General features: G+C 75.8%; 19 protein-coding genes. 13 read left to right on the top strand and 6 right to left on the bottom strand.

The genetic code is table 11. The annotated features are described in order from the left end of the window. The first annotated feature begins 41 nt into the window (after window positions 1–41). Window positions 42–890, top strand: coding sequence for a RecB family exonuclease (locus tag ACI79T_RS06770; RefSeq protein WP_456609277.1), 849 nt, complete (start codon window positions 42–44; stop codon window positions 888–890). Window positions 891–907: 17 nt separating this feature from the next. Here the strand turns inward: ACI79T_RS06770 and ACI79T_RS06765 are convergent, their stop codons facing one another. The 4 genes from ACI79T_RS06765 to ACI79T_RS06750 are packed head-to-tail and all read right to left on the bottom strand — an operon-like array spanning window position 908 to window position 5,751. Next, window positions 908–1,783: an oxygenase MpaB family protein gene (locus tag ACI79T_RS06765; protein WP_456609276.1), complete on the bottom strand. Its 876-nt coding sequence runs from the start codon at window positions 1,781–1,783 to the stop codon at window positions 908–910. Further along, the gene (locus ACI79T_RS06760) at window positions 1,780–2,700 is read right to left on the bottom strand and encodes an alpha/beta fold hydrolase (protein WP_456609275.1); all 921 of its coding nucleotides are present in this window, start codon (window positions 2,698–2,700) and stop codon (window positions 1,780–1,782) included. Before ACI79T_RS06760 ends, ACI79T_RS06765 begins: the two co-directional genes overlap by 4 nt. Window positions 2,701–2,752: 52 nt before the next feature. Next, window positions 2,753–3,883: an outer membrane protein assembly factor BamB family protein gene (locus ACI79T_RS06755; protein WP_456609274.1), complete on the bottom strand. Its 1,131-nt coding sequence runs from the start codon at window positions 3,881–3,883 to the stop codon at window positions 2,753–2,755. 14 nt (window positions 3,884–3,897) lie between these two features. Then, window positions 3,898–5,751, bottom strand: a complete 1,854-nt coding sequence (locus ACI79T_RS06750; protein ID WP_456609273.1) for a DEAD/DEAH box helicase — start codon at window positions 5,749–5,751, stop codon at window positions 3,898–3,900. Between the two features lie 190 nt (window positions 5,752–5,941). Between ACI79T_RS06750 and ACI79T_RS06745 the strand changes: the two genes are divergently transcribed. Next, window positions 5,942–6,592 (top strand): ferritin-like fold-containing protein, encoded by a 651-nt coding sequence (locus ACI79T_RS06745; RefSeq protein ID WP_456609272.1) that lies wholly within the window; start codon window positions 5,942–5,944, stop codon window positions 6,590–6,592. A gap of 291 nt (window positions 6,593–6,883) precedes the next feature. Here the strand turns inward: ACI79T_RS06745 and ACI79T_RS06740 are convergent, their stop codons facing one another. Together ACI79T_RS06740 and ACI79T_RS06735 are read right to left on the bottom strand one after the other, a co-directional pair. Further along, window positions 6,884–7,126 (bottom strand): DUF3107 domain-containing protein, encoded by a 243-nt coding sequence (locus ACI79T_RS06740; RefSeq protein ID WP_346619940.1) that lies wholly within the window; start codon window positions 7,124–7,126, stop codon window positions 6,884–6,886. Between the two features lie 98 nt (window positions 7,127–7,224). After that, the gene (locus ACI79T_RS06735; RefSeq protein ID WP_456609271.1) at window positions 7,225–7,869 is read right to left on the bottom strand and encodes a TetR/AcrR family transcriptional regulator; all 645 of its coding nucleotides are present in this window, start codon (window positions 7,867–7,869) and stop codon (window positions 7,225–7,227) included. Between the two features lie 70 nt (window positions 7,870–7,939). Between ACI79T_RS06735 and ACI79T_RS06730 the strand changes: the two genes are divergently transcribed. The 11 genes from ACI79T_RS06730 (at window position 7,940) to ACI79T_RS06680 (ending at window position 21,440) form a co-directional block, all read left to right on the top strand. Continuing rightward, window positions 7,940–8,998, top strand: a complete 1,059-nt coding sequence (locus ACI79T_RS06730) for an alpha/beta fold hydrolase (protein ID WP_456609270.1) — start codon at window positions 7,940–7,942, stop codon at window positions 8,996–8,998. Between the two features lie 47 nt (window positions 8,999–9,045). Continuing rightward, window positions 9,046–9,939: a DUF3152 domain-containing protein gene (locus ACI79T_RS06725; protein WP_456609269.1), complete on the top strand. Its 894-nt coding sequence runs from the start codon at window positions 9,046–9,048 to the stop codon at window positions 9,937–9,939. Window positions 9,940–10,053: 114 nt separating this feature from the next. Then, window positions 10,054–11,214 (top strand): adenylyltransferase/sulfurtransferase MoeZ, encoded by a 1,161-nt coding sequence (gene moeZ / locus ACI79T_RS06720; RefSeq protein ID WP_456609268.1) that lies wholly within the window; start codon window positions 10,054–10,056, stop codon window positions 11,212–11,214. An 80-nt stretch (window positions 11,215–11,294) separates the two neighbouring features. After that, window positions 11,295–11,882: a TIGR03086 family metal-binding protein gene (locus tag ACI79T_RS06715; RefSeq protein ID WP_456609267.1), complete on the top strand. Its 588-nt coding sequence runs from the start codon at window positions 11,295–11,297 to the stop codon at window positions 11,880–11,882. A gap of 64 nt (window positions 11,883–11,946) precedes the next feature. After that, window positions 11,947–12,561: an RNA polymerase sigma factor gene (locus tag ACI79T_RS06710; RefSeq protein ID WP_456609266.1), complete on the top strand. Its 615-nt coding sequence runs from the start codon at window positions 11,947–11,949 to the stop codon at window positions 12,559–12,561. Beyond that, window positions 12,558–13,370: a hypothetical protein gene (locus tag ACI79T_RS06705; protein ID WP_456609265.1), complete on the top strand. Its 813-nt coding sequence runs from the start codon at window positions 12,558–12,560 to the stop codon at window positions 13,368–13,370. The genes ACI79T_RS06710 and ACI79T_RS06705 overlap by 4 nt, the downstream gene beginning before the upstream one ends. 34 nt (window positions 13,371–13,404) lie before the next feature. Continuing rightward, window positions 13,405–13,833 carry an MGMT family protein gene (locus ACI79T_RS06700; protein WP_456609264.1) on the top strand — a complete coding sequence of 143 codons (429 nt, stop codon included), beginning with the start codon at window positions 13,405–13,407 and terminating at the stop codon, window positions 13,831–13,833. A 4-nt stretch (window positions 13,834–13,837) separates the two neighbouring features. Next, a complete protein-coding gene (locus ACI79T_RS06695) occupies window positions 13,838–14,611 on the top strand; it encodes a biosynthetic peptidoglycan transglycosylase (RefSeq protein ID WP_456609263.1) in 774 nt (257 codons plus the stop codon). A 94-nt stretch (window positions 14,612–14,705) separates the two neighbouring features. Next, window positions 14,706–14,867, top strand: a complete 162-nt coding sequence (locus ACI79T_RS06690; protein WP_456609262.1) for a hypothetical protein — start codon at window positions 14,706–14,708, stop codon at window positions 14,865–14,867. Window positions 14,868–14,934: 67 nt separating this feature from the next. Beyond that, window positions 14,935–18,117, top strand: a complete 3,183-nt coding sequence (locus ACI79T_RS06685; protein ID WP_456609261.1) for an ATP-dependent helicase — start codon at window positions 14,935–14,937, stop codon at window positions 18,115–18,117. Next, window positions 18,114–21,440 (top strand): ATP-dependent helicase, encoded by a 3,327-nt coding sequence (locus tag ACI79T_RS06680; RefSeq protein ID WP_456609260.1) that lies wholly within the window; start codon window positions 18,114–18,116, stop codon window positions 21,438–21,440. The genes ACI79T_RS06685 and ACI79T_RS06680 overlap by 4 nt, the downstream gene beginning before the upstream one ends. The last annotated feature ends 91 nt before the right edge of the window (window positions 21,441–21,531 follow it).

Below are 21,531 nucleotides of genomic sequence, written 5' to 3'. Positions count from 1 at the left end.
CCTCCGGCTACCGTGGCGGCCGTGGACGGCGGGGTGCGGGCGTGAGCGACCAGCTCGAGATGCCGGGCATGCCGCGGCGGCTGTTCCCGGCCACGCCGAGCAAGCTGGCCACCTTCGCCGACTGCCCGCGCCGCTACCGGTTCAGCTACGTCGACCGGCCGCAGCCGCCCAAGGGACCGCCGTGGGCGCACAACACCGTCGGCTCGGCGGTGCACGCGGCGCTGCGCTCCTGGTGGGACCTCCCGGTGCCGCGGCGCACCGCCGCCGCCGCGCGCCAGTTGCTGTACGGCGCCTGGTCGCCCACCGGCTTCCGCGACGCCGGGCAGTCCGAGCGGTGGCGGGCGCGGGCGGCCGGCTGGCTCACCGAGTACGTGGCCGGGCTCGATCCCACCGACGAGCCCGTGGGCAACGAGCGCACCGTCGCCGCGACCACCGAGCGGCTCGCGCTCTCCGGCCGGGTCGACCGGATCGACCAGCGGGGCGAGGAGCTGGTGGTCGTCGACTACAAGACCGGTCGCGTGCCGTCCACCGACGACGAGGCACGCGGGTCACCGGCCCTGGCGGCCTACGTGCTCGGGGTGCGGCGCACCCTCCGGCGGCCGTGCAGCCGGGTGGAGCTGCACCACCTGCCCAGCGGCACGGTGGCGGCGTTCGAGCACACCGACCGGTCGCTGGCCAACCACGTGCGCCGGGCCGAGGACATCGCCGAGGACATCACCGCGGCCACCGCGGCGCTCGCCGGGGGTGCGGAGGTCGACACCGCCTTCCCGCCCGTCCCAGGCCGGCAGTGCGGCTGGTGCGACTTCCGGCCCAGCTGCCCGGCGGGCCAGGCCGCCGGGCCGGCCCGGGAGCCGTGGAGCTTCCTCCCCGAGGACGACGGCGGGACCTGAGGGACCGGGGCCGACGCTCAGGCGGCCGACGCCTCGGCCACCCGGGCGTACCCGCCGCGGACGATCGGTGACCGGTACGCCTGCTGGGGCAGCGCGAGGAGCCCCGCCCGGAACGCCCGCAAGCCGGCGGTCGCCGCTGCGTCGGTGAGCCCCAGCCCCGGCAGGGAGTACATCCGCCGGGCCCATGCGGGCAGCAGCGCGAAGCAGAGCCCGGCCAGGCTGCCCCACGCCGGCCGGGCCGGCGTCAGGACCTGCAGCCACCAGGGCATGGGCGGCAGGAACAGGTCGCGCACCCCCTTCACCGCCGCCGGGGTGGCCACCAGCGACGGGCGGATGCCGTCGAAGTACGCGTCCAGCTCGGCGACCGACCGCGGCACCGTGTCCAGCGGTACACCCACGAGGTGCGCGAAGGCCACCTGCTCGTGCACGTACCGGTCGGCCTCCTCGTCCGACAGCACCACGCCGGCCCGTCGGACGGTCGACAGGATGGATTCGACCGCGCAGTTGTGCACCCAGAGCAGCAGGTCCGGGTCGTCGACCCGGTACGCCCGGCCGGTCGTCTCCTCGACCCCCGACAGCTTCCGGTGGAGACCGCGGACGCGCGCGGCCATGCGACGTGCCTCGGTCCGCGTGCCGTAGACGGCGGTCTCCATGTACTGGCCGGTGCGGGTCATCCGCATCCACCAGTCGTTCTTGAACCCCTCGGAGTTGCGCGCGACGCCGTCCATGGCCACGGGATGCAGCGCCTGGACCATCAGCGATCGCATCGCGCCGAGGTGGTAGGCGGGATCGCCGTGGATCCGCCAGGTGACGCTGCCCGGACCGAAGAAGCCCAGCCGATCCTGCTCCTCGGTCCAGTCGTCGGGCGAGGGCAGCGGCGCCAGCCGGCTCACGACCGCACCTGGGCGCTCGCCCAGAAGTCGCACAGCACCTCGAGCGTGCGCGGCGGGTTCTCGACGGCGGGGGAGTGGATCGAGCTGTTGATGATCTCGTGCCGTGCGCCCAGCCGCTCCGCCATGTCGGCCTGCACGTGCGGCAGCCAGGCGTCGTCGGCCTCGCCGTGCGCCACCATCACCGGCACGCCGGTCGCCTTCAGCTCGGCCACCCGGTCGGGCTCGGTGAGCATGGCGTCGGCCATGCCGCGCAGGCCGGCGGCGGAGTTCCGCAGGAAGCGGCGGGTGTAGAACTCGCGCGTCGGCGCGGGCACGGCCTGCGCCCGGGGGTCGGTCATGGACACCTGCTCGAGGGTCTGGTGGACCAGGGGGACGCCGCCGGCGTCCAGCAGCGGCCCGAGGTGGTCGAGGAGCTCTGCGCGCCGCCCGGTGAGCCGGGACGGCCCCGAGCCCAGCAGCGTGAACGTGGCGAACAGGCCGGGTTCGGCGAGCACCGCGGCCCGCGTCACCAGCCCACCGAAGCTGTGGCCGACCAGGTGCAACGGCTTGCCGGACTCCTCCCGGAGCACGCGCGCGACCGCGATCACGTCGCCGCCCAGGACCTCCACCGAGTACCCGGCCGGGTCGTCGGGTCCCGGCGACTCGTACTGGCCCCGCTGGTCGAGCGCGACGACGCGGTAGCCGGCCTCGGCCAGCGGCCGCAGCAGCGGGGCGAAGTCCTCCTTGCTGCCGGTGTAGCCGGCCACCAGCAGCACCGTGCCGCGGGCCGCGGTGCCGCCGGTGTCCAGGGCCGCCAGTGGTCCCGCCCCGCCCGGGAAGGTGCGGGAGCCGGCGTCGTGCCGGGCCAGCTGGCGGAGGTCGTCGGGGGCGATGGCGAAGGGCACGGAGTGGGCATCGGGGCCGCCGGGCAGGACCATGGTTCCCAGTGAACCCCCATCGCGGGTGCCGTGCCGCAGCGGGGTGGACACCTCAGCGGTAGCCGCGGACCCCGTCGGGCAGGCGGAGCACCACGGTGTCGCCGAGCGTGGTCGCCGTCCCCCCGGCCGGCAGCCCGGGCGCCGACGACCGGTCCAGTTCCTCGCCGGTCGCCGCGTCGCGGTGCACGAAACCGTCGGCGGCCGGGACGGTCAGCCGCAGCCGGTCACCGTCCGCGACCGGTTCGCCGGGCAGGCCCGTGGCGGGCACCTCCCAGAGACGCCGCCCCGAGGCCGGGTCGACCGCGGTGAGGGCGCCGCCGGCGTGGACGAGCACGGCGCCGTCGGTGGCCGACTGCCGCACCGTGTCCCCGGCGTCCCCGGCCAGCGTGGTCACCAGCGTCCCGTCGGTGCCGGAGAGCAGCTCGACCTCGTCGCCCAGCCGCACGCCCACGAGCAGGTCGGCGCCGATCAGCTCCGCGTCGTCCCCGTCGGACAGCGGCAGGTCGCGGGTCCAGTGCTCGTCCCCGTCGAACCCGTCCAGCAGCCGCAGCCGGGGCGCCGCGGACCCCGCGCAGCTCTCCAGCACCGCCACGCCGGTGTCCCCGGCGGCGGAGCCCAGCAGCCCGCACCCCGACGGTGGGGCGTACCGCCACCGGATGTTGTTGCCCGTCGGGTCGAGGGTGACGATCCCGGTGGGGGCGTGGGCGAGCACGATGCGGTCGGTCGAGGAGAGCGTCACGTCGGCCCGGAAGTTCACGTTGCGGGTCCAGGTGCGCACCCCGGTGGCGGCGTCGAGGCCGACCGCCTCGTCGCAGCGGTCCTCGGTCCGGAAGACCGCCACCGCCACGCCGTCGGTGACGGTGAGCCCGCACAGCCGGGCGTTGGCGCGGGTGTAGTGCCAGGCCTCCTCCCCGGTGACCGGGTCGAGCCCGCGGACGCCGTGGTCGGAACCCGTCAGCACGCGTCCGCCCTCGACGACGTCGGCGGTCCGCGGGGCACCGAGGACCGTCCACGTCTCCGAGACGGCACCGGCCGGGGTCCCCGAGGGGGCGTCGGCCGGTGGAGGTGCGGTGGTGCTGTCGGTGGCGGCCGCGTCGGAGTTCCGCCACAGCAGGGCAGCGACGACGACCAGCACGAGGGTGGCCGCCGTCCACACCCAGACCCGCAGGGGCGGGCGCGACACGACGGCCACCGGTGCTAGTCGGTGGTCGGCGCGCCGGCGTCCGAGCCGGAGGTGCCGCCGCCGGCGTCCGAACCGCCGCGACCGGCGCCGCCGCGACGGCGACGACGACGGCGCGGCTTGCCGGCGCCGTCGGACGAGCCGGCGGCGCCGGCCGGCGCGTCGCCGGCCGTGGGGGAGCCGGTGCCCTCGGCGGCCTCGTCGGAGCCCCCGCCGCTGCGGGTGCGACGGCGGGGACGGCTCTTGCCGCCGCCGGCCGGCTTGTCGTCCTCGGCGGCCCGGTTCGCCGGTCCGCGCGAGTCGTTCCCGCGGTCGGCGGGGCGGTTCCGCTTGCCGGTCTCGCCGAGGTCCTCGAGGGTCTCGGCCTCGAGCCCCTCGCGGGTGCGCTGGGAGCGGGGCAGTCGGCCCTTGGCGCTCTCGGGGACGTCCAGGTCGGTGTAGACCCACGGTGAGGTGCTGTAGGTCTCCGGCGGGTCGTCGAAGCCGAGGTCGAGCGCCTTGTTGATCAGCTGCCAGCGGGGGATGTCGTCCCAGTCGACGAGCGTGACCGCGACACCGGTGCTGCCCGCGCGGCCGGTGCGGCCGATGCGGTGCACGTAGGTCTTCTCGTCCTCGGGGCACTGGTAGTTGACGACGTGGCTGACGCCGGTGACGTCGATGCCGCGGGCGGCGACGTCGGTGGCGACCAGCACGTCGACCTTGCCGCTCCGGAAGGCGCGCAGCGCCTGCTCGCGGGCGCCCTGCCCGAGGTCGCCGTGCACGGCGGCCGCGGCGAACCCGCGGTCGACCAGCTCGTCGGCGACCTTCTGCGCGGTCCGCTTGGTGCGGCAGAAGACCATCACCAGGCCGCGGTCGCGGGACTGCAGGACGCGGGAGAGCAGCTCGGGCTTGTCGAGGTTGTGCGCCCGGTAGATGAACTGCGTCGTCTGCGGGACCGTCGAGCCCTCGTCGTTGCCGTGCGCCCGGATGTGCGTCGGCTGGGTCATGAACGACCGGGACAGCGTGACGATCGGGCCGGGCATCGTCGCGGAGAACAGCATCGTCTGCCGCTTGTCCGGGACCATCGCCAGGATCCGCTCGATGTCGGGCAGGAAGCCCAGGTCGAGCATCTCGTCGGCCTCGTCGAGGACGAGCACCTTGACCTTGCCCAGGATGAGGTCGCCCCGCTGGGCCAGGTCGAGGAGCCGGCCCGGCGTGCCGACGACGACCTCGACACCGTTCTTCAGCGACTCGATCTGCGGCTCGAAGGCGCGCCCGCCGTAGATGGCCTGCACGCGGATGCCGCGCTTGGCGCCGGCGGCGCCGAGATCGCGGGAGACCTGCACGCAGAGCTCACGGGTGGGGACGACGACGAGCGCCTGCGGCACGCCGTCGCCGCCCTCGGCCGGGGGGACGACGCGCTGCAGCATCGGGACGCCGAAGCCGAGGGTCTTGCCGGTGCCGGTGCGCGCCTGGCCGATGAGGTCGTTCCCGGCCAGGGCGAGGGGGAGCGTGAGCTCCTGGATGGCGAAGGTCCGGTGGATGCCCACCTCGGCCAGCGCCGCGACGATGTCCGGGTGGACGTCGAAGTCGCTGAACAACGGGCTGTCGGGCGCCACGGGTGCGCCGCCCAGCTCCTCGACGGCCTGCTCGAGCTCCTCGGGCGCCGGGGCGCCGGTCTCGGCGCGGTCGAGCTCAGCGGCGGGGGCGCCGGTCGCGTCCGGGCTGTTCGGGTCGGGGGTGTTCGTGTCGGTGGAGGTCAGTGCTCTCGCCTCTGGTCGGCTGGGGGACCGGCTCCGGCGGCGGCGGTGCCGCCTCGTGCCCGTCCGCGGTCGGATGTCGCGGGATGAGTTCCAGCGCCGACGCGGCCAGCGAGACCGGGCGTCGAACACGTCCGGGAGACGGCCCAGGGGGCGTCGTCCAGCGGTCGTCAGCGCACAGATACACGAGCGTGCCCGAGGGCTCGCCGATTCCATGCTAGCGCGGACAGCGGTTAGCCTCTCGGCGCCGCGCTCCTCGCTGTCGGACGGATCACTCGTCGGGGGCCGCGCGGGCCCTGCCCGTCGAGCTCCAGGAGTTGCCGTGCCCCCGGTCGAGAACGCGGCCGTCGCCGACCTGCTGGGGGTGCTCGCCTACGCCGAGCTGACCGCCTTCGACCGGCTCGCCGAGGACGCCCGGATGGCGCCCACCCTCACCGGCCGGGCCGCGCTGGCCCGCATGGCCGCCGCGGAGATCGGCCACTACGCGCAGCTGAGCGCCCGGCTCGCCGAGCTGGGGGTGGACCCGGCCGCGGCCATGGCGCCGTTCGTGTCCGCGCTGGACACCTTCCACGAGAGCACCCGGCCGAGCACCTGGCTCGAGGGGCTGGTGAAGGCCTACGTGGGCGACGGCCTGGCGACCGACTTCTACCGGGAGATCGCCGGCTTCCTGCCCGAGCCCGACCGCGGTCTGGTGCTGGAGGTGCTGGCCGACACCGGCCACGCCGACTTCGCCGTCCGGGAGGTGCGCGCCGCGATCGCCGCCGACCGCAAGGTCGCCGGCCGGCTGGCGCTGTGGGGCCGCCGGCTCGTCGGTGAGGCGATGACGCGCTCGCAGGCGGTCATCGCCGAGCACGACCGGCTGGCCGAGCTGATCGTCTCCGGTACCGGCGACCTGTCGGGCATCGGCCGGCTCATCGAACGGATCACCCAGGCGCACACCCAGCGGATGAAGGCCCTCGGGCTCAATCCCTGACACTGCGATCCTCCGGATCGCACCGCGGCCACGTGCCGTCCCCCTGTCGCGTGGAGCGCGTCCGTCGTGCCTGCGCGGACCCTCCGGGCCCACTCGGCACGACCGTGCAGGAGGGGGCGTCGTGCCTGCGCGGACCCTCCGGGCCCACTCGCACGACCGTGCAGGAGGGGGCGTCGTGCCTGCGCGGACCCTCCGGGCCCACTCGGCACGACCAGACGGATGCGGTCGCTTCCGGAACGACGACGGGGCGCCACCGCGGTTGCGGTGACGCCCCGTCGAGGGAGCTCGGTGTCAGCTACCGGTGCCGGCGATGAAGCCGACGCGGCGCTGGTCGGCCTGCGCGATCTCCACGTAGGCGATGCGGTCGACGGGGACGAGGACCTGACGGCCCCGCTCGTCGACCAGGGTGAGCAGGCCGTCCTTGGTCGAGCCCGACATGGCCTTGGCCACCTCGGCCGCGATCTCGTCGGGGGTCTTGGGGCTGTCGATGACCAGCTCCCGGGGCGAGTGCTGGACGCCGATCTTGACTTCCACGTGGGCGATGCCTCCTCGGTTCGCGCGACTGGGCCCAACGCTAGTCCAGGCGCCGGTGCCCGGAGTGGTCGAGCGGGTGCGCCGTCAGCGAACGGCGCTCAGGCGGGCGGCGGGTCGCCGTCGACGCGCGGGAAGCCGGAGATGCCCCGCCAGGCCAGCGCGGACATCAGGGCGACCGCCTCGTCCCGGGAGACCGTGCCCTTGCTGGGCAGCCACCAGCGCGCGCTCCTCTCGGAGAGCCCGGTCAGTCCGGAGGCCAGCAGCAGGGCGCGCTCGGGGTCGACGCCGGTGTCGGCCGCGATCACCTCGGCGATCGCCTCCGCGCAGACGCGGGAGCCCCGGTCGACGATGGCCCGGACGTCCTCGTCGTTGCGCAGGTCGGACTCGAAGACCAGCCGGAACGCCTCGCCGTCGGCGTCGATGAAGTCGAAGTACGCCCCGACGGCGGCGTTCACGCGGGCCCGGTTGTCGGCGGTGCCGCCCATCGCCTGGCCGACCCGCTCGGCCAGCGACGAGACGTGCTCCTCGAGTAGAGCCAGGTAGAGCTCCCGCTTGCCCGGGAAGTGCTGGTAGAGCACCGGCTTGCTGACCCCCGCCCGGACGGCGATGTCGTCCATCGCCGCGGCGTGGAAGCCCTGGGCGACGAAGACGTCCTGCGCGGCGCGCAGCAGCTGCAGGCGGCGGGCCCCGCGCGGCAGTCGGGAGCTGCGCCGATTGGCTGCGGCGGGCGATGAGGGCTGCATGGCAGGGGGATGCTACCGACGGGTTCCCACCCGTGAGGACGCGCGGCACGCAGCGTTACCGTCGCAGGCGATGTCCGACGCCGTGCTGTCCTCCACCCCGCTGCCGACGGCGGGTGCCGTGGTCCCGCCCTGGCCCGGGGCGGAGGTGCCCGTGCGCGGCGGGTCGGTGTTCGTCCGGCGCACCCCGTGGACCGGTCCGGTCGACCGCGGGGACGCCGACCCGGAGTCGCCGACCGCGCCGGGGGGACGGGCGCTCTACGTCCACGGGCTCGGCGGTGCGTCCACCAACTGGACCGATCTGGCCGCGCTGCTGGCGGTCCGCTTCGACGGGTGGGCGGTGGACCTCCCCGGCTTCGGCCGGTCGCGGCCGCTGGCGCGCGGGCGGTACTCCATCCGCAGCCACGTGCGTGCCGTCGTCGACGTCCTGGAGCACGTCGTCGCGGAGCCGGGGGAGGGCGCCGGCCGCCCCGTGCACCTGGTCGGCAACTCCCTCGGCGGGCTGGTCAGCCTCCTCGTCGCAGCGCTGCGCCCGGACCTGGTGGCGACGCTGACGCTGGTGTCCCCGGCCATGCCGGTGTACCGGGTGCCTCCGGCGTTCAGCCGGGCGCTGCTGCTCCTCCTGGTCCCCGGTGTGCCGACGCTGGCGGAGCGCCGGCTGGCCACCGTCCCGCCGGAGGTGAGCGTGCGGTCGATGGTGCGGACCTGCTTCGGGAACCCTGCCGCGGTGCCGCGCGAGCGCATCGAGCAGGCGCTCCAGGAGATGCACGAGCGAGCGGAGCAGCCCTGGGCGGACCGGGCGCTGGCGCGCAGCATGCGCGGGCTGATCACCTCCTACCTGCGTCTCGGTCCGGCCAACGCCTGGCGGGCCGCCCGCGGGCTGCGGATGCCCGTCCTGGTCGTCTGGGGCAGCCGGGACCGGCTGGTCGACCCGGCGCTGGCGCCCCGGCTGGCCGCGACCGTGCCGGACGGCCGCCTCCTCGTGCTCGACGGCGTGGGGCACGTCGCGATGCTCGAGGCGCCGGAGCCGACGGCGCGGGCGGTGCTCGGGATGGTGGAGGGCCGACCCGCCGACCCGCCGGTCCGGACGCGGCGAACGGCATGGTTGTCGCGGAGACGCGACGCAGCGTGAGACGCTGAGCCCACCGGGGACGGCGCGACGGAGCAGGAGGACGACCGGTGGGCGGACGTCTGACCGACGGCCGGCCCGCGTCTCGTCGAGGTCCGCTGGTCGCGCGCGAGGAACCCCGCCCGGCCGGCCGGGGCGGCAGCGAACCGTCGGGGAGCCGGCTGACCCGGTTCGTCCGGCGGCACGGCTGGCGGGCCTACGCCATCCCGGTCCTCGCGCTCGCCACGATCGCCGTCCTGGTCGACCTCGTGCTCAACCCGCCCGGCTCGGCCCCGGCGACGACGGCCGCCGACCAGGTCCCCGCGACGACGGCGCCCGCCGCCGCCACGCCGACCGAACCGGTGGTGGAGCCGGCGGTCCCCGCGGAGGCCGACGCCGGACCGACCGAGACCCCGGCTCCGCCGGCCGCCGAGCAGTACGTGGAGCAGGGCGCGGGCACGCTCTCCGTCGTCGACGGGGGGTCCGACGTCTACGGCACCGGCCCGCTGCAGCGCTTCATCGTCGAGGTGGAGGACGGCATCGGTGTGGACGGCGCGGCCTTCGCCGAGGCCGTGACGACGACGCTGGCCGACCCGCGGTCCTGGGGCAACGGCGGCCGGCTGTCCGTCCAGCGGGTGGGGGCGGGCGCCGAGTTCGACTTCCGGGTGAGCCTGGTCAGCCCCGGCAGCATGGAGACCTACTGCCCCGGCGTCGGCACGGGTGGCTACACGTCCTGCCGGTACGGGGACCGGGCGGTCATCAACCTCGCCCGGTGGGCCACCGCCGTGCCGCACTACGGCGGGGACCTGGCGACGTACCGGCAGTACGTGGTCAACCACGAGGTCGGCCACGTGTTCGGCCACGGGCACGAGCAGTGCCCCGGTCCCGGTCAGCTCGCCCCGGTCATGCAGCAGCAGACGCTCGCCCTCGACGCCTGCGTCAAGAACGCCTGGCCCTTCCCCTGACAGCGGGCCGCGGCAGCGGCCCCGGGGAACGGGATTACGGCGGCCTGGCACGCTGTTGTGCGAACGAACGTCGGCCCCGGTGCGGGCCGTTGTCCGCGATCAAGAGGAGCAAGCGTGACCCTGCCACCCCTGGTGGAGCCCGCGGCCGACCTGTCCGTTGACGAGGTCCGCCGGTACAGCCGCCACCTGATCATCCCCGACGTCGGGATGGACGGGCAGAAGCGGCTGAAGAACGCCAAGGTGCTCGCCGTCGGCGCGGGTGGCCTCGGTTCGCCGGTGCTGATGTACCTGGCGGCGGCCGGTGTCGGGACCCTCGGCATCGTCGAGTTCGACACCGTCGACGAGTCGAACCTGCAGCGGCAGATCATCCACGGGCAGTCCGACGTGGGCCGGTCCAAGGCCGAGAGCGCGCGCGACTCCATCAAGGAGATCAACCCGCTGATCGACGTCCGGCTGCACGAGACGCGGCTGGACAGCGACAACGTCCTCGACATCTTCCGCGAGTACGACCTGATCGTCGACGGCACCGACAACTTCGCCACGCGGTACCTGGTGAACGACGCCTGCGTGCTGCTCGACAAGCCGTACGTGTGGGGCTCGATCTACCGGTTCGACGGGCAGGTCTCGGTCTTCTGGAACGAGCACGGGCCGAACTACCGCGACCTCTACCCGGTGCCCCCGCCGCCCGGCATGGTCCCCTCGTGCGCCGAGGGCGGCGTGCTCGGCGTGCTCTGCGCGACCGTCGGCGCCATCCAGGCCACCGAGGCGGTCAAGCTCATCACCGGCATCGGCGAGACGCTGCTCGGCCGGCTCATGGTCTACGACGCCCTGGAGATGACCTTCCGCACGATCAAGGTGCGCAAGGACCCCGAGGGCGAGCCGATCACCGGCCTCATCGACTACGAGGCGTTCTGCGGTGTCGTGTCCGAGGAGGCCCAGGAGGCCGCCGCGGGTTCGACGATCACCGTCGACGAGCTCAAGGACATGATGGACGCCGGCAAGGACTTCGAGCTGATCGACGTCCGGGAGCCGAACGAGTTCGAGATCGTCTCGATCCCCGGCGCGACGCTCATCCCCAAGGACGAGATCCTCTCCGGCCGGGCGCTCGCGTCCCTGCCGCAGGACAAGCCGATCGTGCTGCACTGCAAGACCGGTGTGCGCTCGGCCGAGGCGCTCGCCGCGGTGAAGAACGCCGGCTTCAAGGACGCCGTGCACGTCCAGGGCGGCGTGACGGCGTGGGCGACGCGCATCGACAAGGCGCTGCCGACCTACTGACCCGCAGGGTCGTTCCCGAGGGCCCGGTCGGCCTCTCCCCAGGAGAGGCGGGCCGGGCCCTCGGCATGTTCACTGGCGCCATGGCCGACTTCTCGCCCGTCGAGCTCCTGGAGCTCTTCCAGCGCGCCCAGAACCAGTTCACCGACCGGGTCGACGCCGTGGCGCCGGACCAGTGGGAGGACGAGGCGCTGCCCGGGTGGACGGTCGCCGATCTCGTCGCGCACCTGGTGAACGAGGCGCTGTGGGTGCCCCCGCTGCTGGCCGGCGAGCCGGTCGACCTCGTGGACGGCCGCTTCCCCGACAGCACCGCCGACCTGCTGGGCCCCGATCCGCTGCTCGGCTGGGAGTCCGCGGCCGACGGTGCGCTGTCGGCGTTCGCCGAGGACGAGGGGCTGATCCGGACCGTGCACCTCTCCCGGGGTCCGACCCCCAGCGCCGAGTACATCTTCGAGATGACCACCGACCTGACCGTGCACGCCTGGGACCTGGCCCACGCCACGGACGGCGACACGGTGCTGGACGGCGAGCTGGTGACCGCCGCGCTGGTCTACGCCGAGCGGCTCCCGGAGGACGGCGTGCCCGGGCTGTTCGACCCGCCGCTGGACGTCTCCGCGGCCGCGCCGCCGCAGACCCGGCTGCTGGCCCGGTTCGGCCGCAAGGACTTCTGACCCGTAGCACCGCCCGTCCGGGACCGGGCGGGAACCCGGCCCACCCCTGCGGGCACAGAGGGGTGTGAGCGACACGGAGCAGGCCACCGACCGGGAGCTGTGGCGGCGGGCCGTCGGGGGAGAGCCGGAGGCGTTCGGCGTGCTGTTCGACCGGCACGCCGAGCCGGTCCGGGGCTACTGCGCGCGCCGCACCGGCTCCCTCGAGGTCGCCGACGACCTGGTCTCGGTGGTCTTCCTGGAAGCCTGGCGACGGCGGGCGGACGTCGAGCTGCTGGGGGACAGCGCGCTGCCCTGGCTGTACGGCATCGCCCACCACACCCTCATGCGGCGGTGGCGCACGACGACGCGGCACCGCCGGGCGCTGGAGCGGCTGGCCGCGACCGAGGCGAGCGCGCCCGACCACGCCGACGACGTCGCCGGCCGGCTGGACGACCAGCGGGAGCTGGCCCGGCTGCGGGAGGCGCTGCGCGGGCTGCGGCGCACCGACCAGGAGGTACTCACCCTCTGCCTCTGGCAGGGCCTCGACTACGAGTCGGCCGCGCTCGCCCTCGGCATCCCCGTCGGCACCGTGCGTTCCCGGCTGTCCCGGGCACGGGCCCGGCTGCGCGACGCCGTCGACCTGTCCCTTCCCGCCCCCGGCGACCGGCCGGGATCCCTGATCCGGATGGAGACCCCATGAGCCAGACCCTCACCCCCATGTCGCCCGACCGGCACCAGGCGGTCCGGACGCTGCTCGTCACCGAGGCGGGCCGGGCGTCAGAGCCGGTGGCGCTCGGCCGCCGGCCCGTGGTCCGGCGGACCGGCTGGGCGGTCCTGGCCACGGCGGCCGCGGTGACCGGAACGGTGCTGCTCACCGGCGACCCGACCGCACCGGCCGGCTACGGGAGCTGGACGGCGATGCCGGAGACCGGTCCGGGCCTGCCGCGCCCGGCCGGCGGGGACGTCGAGATGTGGGCGTCGCAGTGCACCGACCTGGTCGGCGGCGGCGTGGCCATCGAGGGCGTGGCGCCCGACCCGGACGCGGCCGCCCGCCGCGCCGTGCTGATCGACCGCCGCGGCGACTTCACCTACTGCCTCGACCTGGCGCCCGGCAGCGGCACGGACACCGATCCGCTCGTCGCGCTCGCCGGGATCACCAGCGACGCCGACTCGGTCTCCCAGACCTGGGGAACGGTCTACGACCGGCCGGTGACCCTGCCGGCGGGCGAGGACGTCCTGCTGCTCGGCGGCCCGTCGCAGGTGCAGCCCCCGAGCGCCGTCGACTCGACCTTCGGTGCGGCCGGTCCCGATGTGACCGGGGTCGACCTCCAGCTGGCCGACGGCACCCGCATCACCGCGACGGTGCAGTCGGGGCTGTGGGCCGCCTGGTGGCCGAGCACCGTGAGCACCGCCGAGCTGACCCGGCTGGTCGTCACCACCGACGCGGGCCAGCGGGTCGTCGATCCGGAGCAGGTCTCCCTGACGTGGGACCGGCCGTCGGCCGACTGACCTGTCGGCCGGTCCGAGGGGACACGATGAGCGCGTGACCGATGCCGCGCTCGACGTCGACGAGGCCGTGTTCGACGTGGTGGAGCGGATCCCGCGCGGGCGGGTGAGCACCTACGGCGCCATCGGCCGGCTGGTCGGCGTCGGGCCGCGGCGGGTGGCGCGGGCGCTGAGCTCCGGCGGGGCGGCGGTGCCCTGGTACCGGGTGCTGCGCGCCGACGGGTCGGCCGCCGAGCCGGTGCGTGCCCGCCAGCTGGAGCTGCTGGCCGGCGAGGGGGTGCCGTCCCGCAACGGGAGGGTGGACCTGGCGGTCGTCGGCTGGCCCGACCGACAGCCGGCGCGGCCCGGCCGGGCCGGAGGGTCCACCGGCGCGACCCCCGGTGACGTAGGCCCGCAGGATGATGCCGGGAGCGCCGGAATCGCCCGTCGGGACGATGTGGCCGGCAGGCCCCCCGGTGTGGACTGACCAGGTGCTGTTGTCGAGCCCGGGGAGCGCCGTGCACCCGTCCGAGAAGTCCGCCCGCCGCAGCAGGTCGCGGGCGGTGCGGTGGCTCCGGCGCGGCGGCCGCGCCCTGGCCGCGCTGCTCGTCGTCCTGACCGCCGGGTTCGCCGTCGGATGGGCGGCGACGCCGGGCGTGGGGGACGCCGGGCAGCGGATGGCCGAACGGCTGGCCGAGCTCGGGGGGACGCCGCTGGCGGCGGAGGTGCCGCCGCGCATCGCCGCCGCGCTGCTGGCGACCGAGGACAGCCACTTCCACGAGCACCCGGGCATCGACTGGCGTGGCGTCCTGCGCGCGCCGCTCGGGCTGGTGACCGGCGAGGACCAGGGTGGCTCGACCATCCACCAGCAGCTGGCCCGGGTCGTCTACGAGGACGGCGCCACCGATGTGCCGGCCAAGGTCCGGGCGGTGGTGCTCGCCGTGAAGCTGGACGCGGCCTGGAGCGACGAGGAGATCCTGCGCATGTACCTCGACTCGGTGTACTTCGGGCACGGCTTCCACGGCGTGCGGGCCGCGGCCGAGGGCTACTTCGGCCTGGCACCCGACCAGCTGGACTGGGCGCAGGCGACCGTGCTGGTCGGGCTGGTGCAGGCGCCCAGCGCCTACGACCCGTTCGCCCACCCCGAGCGCGCCGCCGCGCGGCAGTCCCACGTGCTCGACCGGCTGGTGGCCGTGGGCGCGCTGGACCGCGCCGAGGCCGATGACATCGCCACCCGGCCGTGGGGGCTCGCCGGGGAGGGCTGACCGGTCACGTTGCCGGTACGTGTCCGGGAACCTCGTGCGGACCAGTTCACCGCGCCACCTTCAGTTCCCGGTCGCCCGTGCCGATCCGAGGTGCATGAACACGATGGCGTGCCGGGCGGTCGCCCAGGCCGGGCTGGTCGCTGGAACCGCGTCGCTGGACCGGGAGCAGGCGTGGCCGCTGCTCCAGGTCGCCGGCTGGCTGACCACCGCGACCGACCTCATGCTCGAAGCCGCCCTGCTGGACTCGCTCGGCTGACCGGGCGGTCCCCCCCACCCGTCGCGCCCTTCCCGGGATCGTCGGACCCCCGTGCTTCCATCGGGGGGTGGCACAGCACGGGGGTGAGAGCGGTCCGGTCTACCGGCTGCTCCCGGGGGAGCCGCCGCGCACCACGGCGCCGTCGCTCGACCCGACCCAGCAGGCGGTCGTCGACCACCCCGGCGGGCCGCTGCTCGTGCTCGCCGGCCCGGGCACCGGCAAGACGACGACGATCGTCGAGGCCGTCGCCCGCCGGATCGACGCCGGGATCGATCCCGAGCAGATCCTGGTGCTCACCTTCAGCCGCAAGGCCGCCGCGGAGCTGCGCACCCGGATCACCTCGCGGGTCGCGCGCACCATCCGGGAGCCGCTGGCCCGCACCTTCCACTCCTACGCCTACGGCGTGCTGCGCCGCGCCGCCGTGCTGCGGGGGGACCCGCCGCCGCGTCTGCTCACCTCCGCGGAGCAGGACGCCGTCGTGGCGGAGCTGCTGCGCGGCGACGCCGAGGGCGTGGGCACCGTCCGCTGGCCGGACGACCTCGCGCCGGCGCTGGCCACCGAGGGCTTCCGGGCGGAGCTGCGCGAGCTGCTGCTGCGCGCGACCGAGCGGGGGATCGGCCCCGCCCGCCTGGCCGCCTGGGGCCGTGAGACCGGCCGCGAGCACTGGGTGCACGCCGCCGCGTTCCAGCAGCAGTACGAGAACGTCAGCGACTTCTGGGTCGCCTCCCGCGGTGACGCCTCCGGCTACGACCCCGCGGAGCTGGTCCGCCAGGCCATCCTGGAGCTGAGCGAGGACCCGGAGCTGCTGCGCCAGGAGCGCGAGCGGGCCCGCTGGCTGTTCGTCGACGAGTACCAGGACACCGATCCGGCGCAGGTCGAGCTGCTGGCGCTGCTCGCCGGGGGTGGCGGCAACCTGGTCGCGGTCGGTGACCCGGACCAGTCCATCTACGCCTTCCGCGGCGCCGAGCCCCGCGGCATCGTGGAGTTCTGCGACCGGTTCCCGCACACCGACGGGCGCCCGGCCGGCCGGGTCTCGCTGGGTGTCTGCCGGCGGTCGGGGGAGGAGCTGCTGCGGATCAGCCGCACGGTGGCCGAGGGGCTGCCCGGCCCCTGGGAGCACCGCCGGCTGACGGCGGGGGAGTCGACACCTCCCGGAGAGGCGGCGGTGCACGTCTTCGGGTCCGCCGCCGTCGAGGCGGCCTACGTCGCCGACGTCCTGCGCCGGGCGCACCTGCTCGACGGCGTCCCGTGGTCGCAGATGGCCGTGGTCGTGCGGACCGCCGGGGTGCTCGGCCCGTTCCGCCGGGCGCTCTCGTCCGCCGGCGTGCCGGTCACCGTCTCCACCGACGACCTGCCGCTCGCCGCGCAGCCCGCGGTCGCCCCCTTCCTGCACGCGCTCTCGGCGCTGCTGCCGCGCCCCGACGGCGAGCCCACCGGGCTCGACGAGCCGGGAGCCGAGGCGCTGCTCGCCTCCCCGCTCGGCGGCGCGACGGTGCTCGACCTGCGGCGGCTGCGCCGGGCGGTGCGGGTGGCCCAGGCCAAGCGGGGCATCGACGCCGCTGAGCGGGGCAGGCCACTGGCCGACGCGCTCGCCGACGAGGCGCTGCTGGAGGCGCTGCCCGAGCACCTGGCCCGGCCGGCCGCCCGGGTGTCCGCGGTCATGGCCGCCGGCCGGCTGGCGCTCGCGCAGGACGGCACCGCCGAGGACGTGCTGTGGGCGATGTGGCAGCGCAGCGGCCTGGCGCCCCGCTGGGCGCGGGCCAGCGCCGCCGGCGGTCCGTCGGGGGCCGTGGCCGATCGCGACCTGGACGCCGTAGTCGCGCTGTTCGACGCCGCCGCCGGGTTCGTCGACCGGCTGCCGTCGGCCGACGTCCGGGCCTTCGTGGCCCACCTGTCGGCGCAGGAGCTGCCGGGCGACACCGGTGCGGCCCGGGGAGCCGCCGGCGAGACCGTCCGGCTGCTCACCGCGCACGCCGCCAAGGGGCTGGAGTGGGACCTGGTCTGCGTCTCCGGTGTGCAGGAGGGCGTCTGGCCCGACCTGCGGGAGCGGGCGTCGCTGCTCGGTGCCGAGGTGCTGGTCGAGAAGGCCGCGGGCATCGACGCCGCCGGCACCGACCGCCGCACGCTGGCGCTGGCCGAGGAGCGCCGGCTGTTCTACGTGGCCACCACCCGCGCCCGCCGTCGGCTCGTCGTCACCGCCATCGAGGGCGCGCTGGACGGCGCGGACGCGGGCGCCACCGCCTCCCGGTTCCTGGACCTCGTCGAGCCGCCCCCGGCCGACGGCCGCCCCCTCACCGAGCTGCCCCGCGCGCTCACCCTGCCGGCGCTGGTCGCCGAGCTGCGCCGGGCGGTCACCGACCCGCACACGCCCCCGGCCCGGCGCTCCGCGGCGGCGGCGCTGCTGCGCCGGCTGGCCGACGAGGGCGTGGCCGGAGCCGCCCCCGCCCGCTGGTGGGGGCTCGCGCCGCTGTCCGACGACGCGCCGCTGGTCCCCGAGGAGGAGCCGGTACGGGTACGGCCCTCGGCCATCGAGACCTTCCAGCGCTGCCCGCTGCGCTGGGTGCTCGGCGCGGTCGGCGCCGAGTCCTCGCCCGACGCCACCCGGACCGTCGGGACGGCGGTGCACGCGGTCGCCCAGCAGGTCGCCGAGGGGCTGCCGCCCGTCGATGCCCGCGCGGTGCTGGACGCCGAGCTGGACCAGCTGGACCTCGGCCCCGGCTGGGCCGACCAGCGGCAGCGCGTGCAGGCCCAGGACATGCTCGACCGCTTCCTCCGCTGGCACGCCGCCAACGGCCGGGAGCTGCTCACCGCGGAGGGCAACGTCGACGTCGTGGTCGGCCGGGCGCGCATCCGCGGTCAGGTGGACCGGCTGGAGCGGGACGCCGAGGGGCGCCTGGTCGTCGTCGACCTCAAGACCGGGAAGACCGCCGCCAAGAACACCGAGGAGCACGGCCAGCTGGCCGCCTACCAGGTGGCGATCGCCGCCGGCGGGTTCGCCGAGCACGGCACGGTGCCCGGCGGTGCCGCGCTGCTGCAGGTCGGCACCGGGGCGAAGGCCAAGGAGCAGCACCAGGAGCCGCTGCCCGCCGACGTACCGCTGGACGAGACCTGGGCGGGCAAGCTGGTGGCCGAGGTCGGGGACGGGATGGGGGCCGGCACCTTCGAGGTGCGCACCGGCACCCACTGCTCGCGCTGCCCGGCCCGGCGCAGCTGCCCGCTGCAGGAGCGCGGACGGCAGGTGACCGGATGAGCGACGACGCGCAGCTGTCCTTCGACGACCTCCTGGCGGAGGCCGTGGCACCGCAGGCGGCGCCGCGCCGGTTGCTCACGCCGGCGGAGGTGGCCGAGCGCTGCGGGCTGTCCTACGCGCCGTCCGACGAGCAGGCCGGCGTCGTCCGCGCGCCGACCGACCGACCGCTGGTCGTGGTCGCCGGCGCCGGCTCGGGCAAGACCGAGACGATGGCCGCCCGGGTGTCCTACCTGGTGGCCAACCGGATCGTCGCCCCCGAGGCCGTCCTCGGGCTCACCTTCACCCGCAAGGCCGCCAGCGAGCTGAACGAGCGGATCCGGCTGCGGCTGGGTGCGCTCGCCCGCCACCCGGACACCGAGGTCGAGCTCAAGGAGCGGCTGGGGATCGCCCAGCCGACGGTGTCGACGTACCACGGCTACGCGGCGGCCCTGGTCGCCGAGCACGGGCTCCGGATCGGGGTGGAACCCGGTGCCGGCGTGCTCGGCCCGGCGATGTGCTGGGGCCAGGCGACGACGGCGGTGGCCGCCTGGACCGGTGACATGTCCGACGTCCCGCTCTCCCTGCTCACCACCGTCGAGGACGTGCTCGCGCTGGCCGCCGAGATGGGCGAGCACGACGTCACCCCCGCCGCGCTGCGCGCGTGGACGGCGCGGCTGGAGGCGCAGATCGCCGGCTACCCCGACGCCCCGAAGAAGAGGGGGCCCTACGCCGCGGTCACCGAGATGCTCGCCCGGCAGCGCGCCCGGGTGGCGCTGTTGCCGCTGGTCGAGGCGTTCGAGGCCCGCAAGCGGGCGATGGGCTCCATCGACTACGCCGACCAGGTGTCCTACGCCGCGCGGATCGCCGTGGCCTCGCCGGAGGTCGGCCGCCGCGAGCGGGCGCGCTGGCAGGTGGTGCTGCTGGACGAGTACCAGGACACCAGCGTCGGCCAGCTGCGCATGCTCGAGGCGCTCTTCGGCGGCGACACCGGGCACCCCGTGCTGGCCGTCGGCGACCCCCGCCAGTCCATCTACGGCTGGCGCGGGGCCTCGGCCGGCACGATCGAACGGTTCGCCCGCACCTTCCCGGGCCTCCCCGGCCGCCGGGCCGAGCGGCTGACCCTGGCCACCAGCTGGCGCAACGACGAGGCGGTGCTCGCCGTCGCCAACGCCGTCTCCGGGATGCTGCCCGAGCCGGCCTCCCCGCTGCCCGACCTCGCCCCCGCGCCCACCGCGGGCCGCGGCTCGGTCACCGTCGGCCTCTACGAGACCGTCGCGGACGAGACCGCCGCGCTGGCCGACCGGTTCGCGGCCTGCTGGGAGGGGCGGGACGCCGCCCTGTCACCGCGGCCCGACGGCCGCCAGCCCTCGATGGCGGTGCTGGTGCGCACCCGCAAGCAGCTGCCCGGCATCGCCGCGGCGCTGCGCGAGCGCGGGCTCCCGGTCGAGGTCGTCGGCCTCGGAGGGCTGCTCGAGGTGCCCGAGGTGTCCGACGTCGTCGCCACGCTCACCGTGCTCGTCGACCCCACGGCCGGTGACGCCATGGGCCGGCTGCTCACCGGGGCGCGCTGGCGGATCGGCCCGCGGGACCTCGCGGCGCTCGAGGCCCGGGCGCGGGCACTGGTGCACTCCCGCCGCCCCGCCCCGCCCACCGAGGGCGAGGAGGCCGCGGCCGCCACGGCGGAACCGCCTCAGGAGCGGGGCAGCATCGTCGAGGCGATCGACGACCTCGGCGACGCCGCCCAGTACTCGCCGACCGGCTACCGCCGGCTGCGCCGGCTGGGCGGCGAACTGGCGCACCTGCGCACCCGGATCGGCGACTCACTGCCCGACCTGGTCGACGAGGTGGCCCGCACCCTCGGGCTGGAGACCGAGCTCGCCAGCGCGCCCGGGGTCAGCCCGGCCGGTGCGCGGGCGCACCTGGACGCGCTGCACGGGGTCGCCGCGGAGTTCACCGAGCTGGCCGAGCTGCCCTCGCTGCCCGCCTTCCTCGGCTACCTGCGCGACGCCGAGGAGCGCGAGCGCGGGCTGGAGCCAGGGGAGGTGGCCGTCAACCCCGAGGCGGTGCAGCTGCTCACCGGGCACTCCGCGAAGGGGCTGGAGTGGGACGTCGTCGCGGTGCCCGGGATGACGGTCGACCAGTTCCCCGCGCGAAGCAACGCCAGCGACTCCTGGATCAAGGACCCGGGCGCCGTCCCGGTCGACCTCCGGCTCACCGACCGCGCGGAGCTGCCCCGCCTGAAGCTGCCCGTGCCCGGATCCGGTGACCAGGCGGTGGTCCGGGACGCCCTGGAGCAGTACGTCCAGGACTGGAAGGACTTCGGCCGCGACGAGGAGATCCGGCTCGGCTACGTCGCCGTCACCCGCGCCAAACGGCTGCTGCTGTGCTCGGGCAGCTGGTGGCGCGACGGCATCAGGCCGTGCGGGCCGTCGTCCCTGCTGCACACCGCCAAGGAGGCGTGCGAGGCCGGCGCCGGCACCGTCGTGCACTGGGCCCCCGCCCCGGAGGACGGTGCCACGAACCCGGCGCTGGAGGAGTGGCCGGTCGGGGTGTGGCCGGCCGACCCGCTGTCGGAGCCGCGCCGTCGCGCGCTGACCGCCGCCGCCCAGCTGGTCGAGGGCGCCGCGCCGCACCCGCTGGACCCCGAGCGCAGCCTCGGCGACCCCGACGAGCTGGTCGAGCAGTGGGTGCGCGACGCCGACCTGCTGCTCCGCGAGCGCGCGGCCGCGACCCGCCCGACCGTCGAGGTGCCGCTGCCGTCCCACCTGTCGGTGTCGGCGCTGGTCACCCTGCGGCGGGACCCGGCCGAGCTGGCCCGCCGGCTGCGCCGCCCGATGCCCGCCGCGCCCGCCCCGCAGGCGCGCCGGGGAACCGCCTTCCACGCCTGGTTGGAGGAGCGGTTCGGCGCCGCCCGGCTGGTCGACCTCGACGAGCTCCCCGGCTCCGGCGACGAGCTGGCCGCGCCCGACGACCAGCTGGAGGAGCTGCGTGCCGCCTTCCTCGCCAGCGAGTGGGCCGACCGTCAGCCGGTCGAGGTCGAGGTGCCGTTCGAGACGCCGCTGGGGCCGCTGACCCTGCGCGGCCGGATCGACGCGGTGTTCCAGCGGGGAGACGGCGGCTACGAGGTCATCGACTGGAAGACCGGGCCGCCGCCGTCCGGCGCGGAGCTGGCCGCGGTCGGGGTGCAGCTGGCCGCCTACCGGCTGGGCTGGTCCCGGCTGACCGGGGTGCCGGTGGAGCGGGTCAGCGCCGGCTTCCACCACGTCGCGGCCAAGGAGACGGTGCGTCCCGTCGACCTGCTCGACGAGGCCGGCCTGCTGGCCCTGGTCACCGGGACGAGCTGATCGACCCCGGGGTGCACGGGCACGTCTCGCGCCCCGGGTCGTTGCGGCGCCCGGCCCGCCCGCGCTTCCATACGCGTGTCATGCGCCGGGG

Source organism: Blastococcus sp. SYSU DS0619 (assembly GCF_054051035.1).
This window is presented reverse-complemented; position numbering and strand designations above follow the sequence as displayed.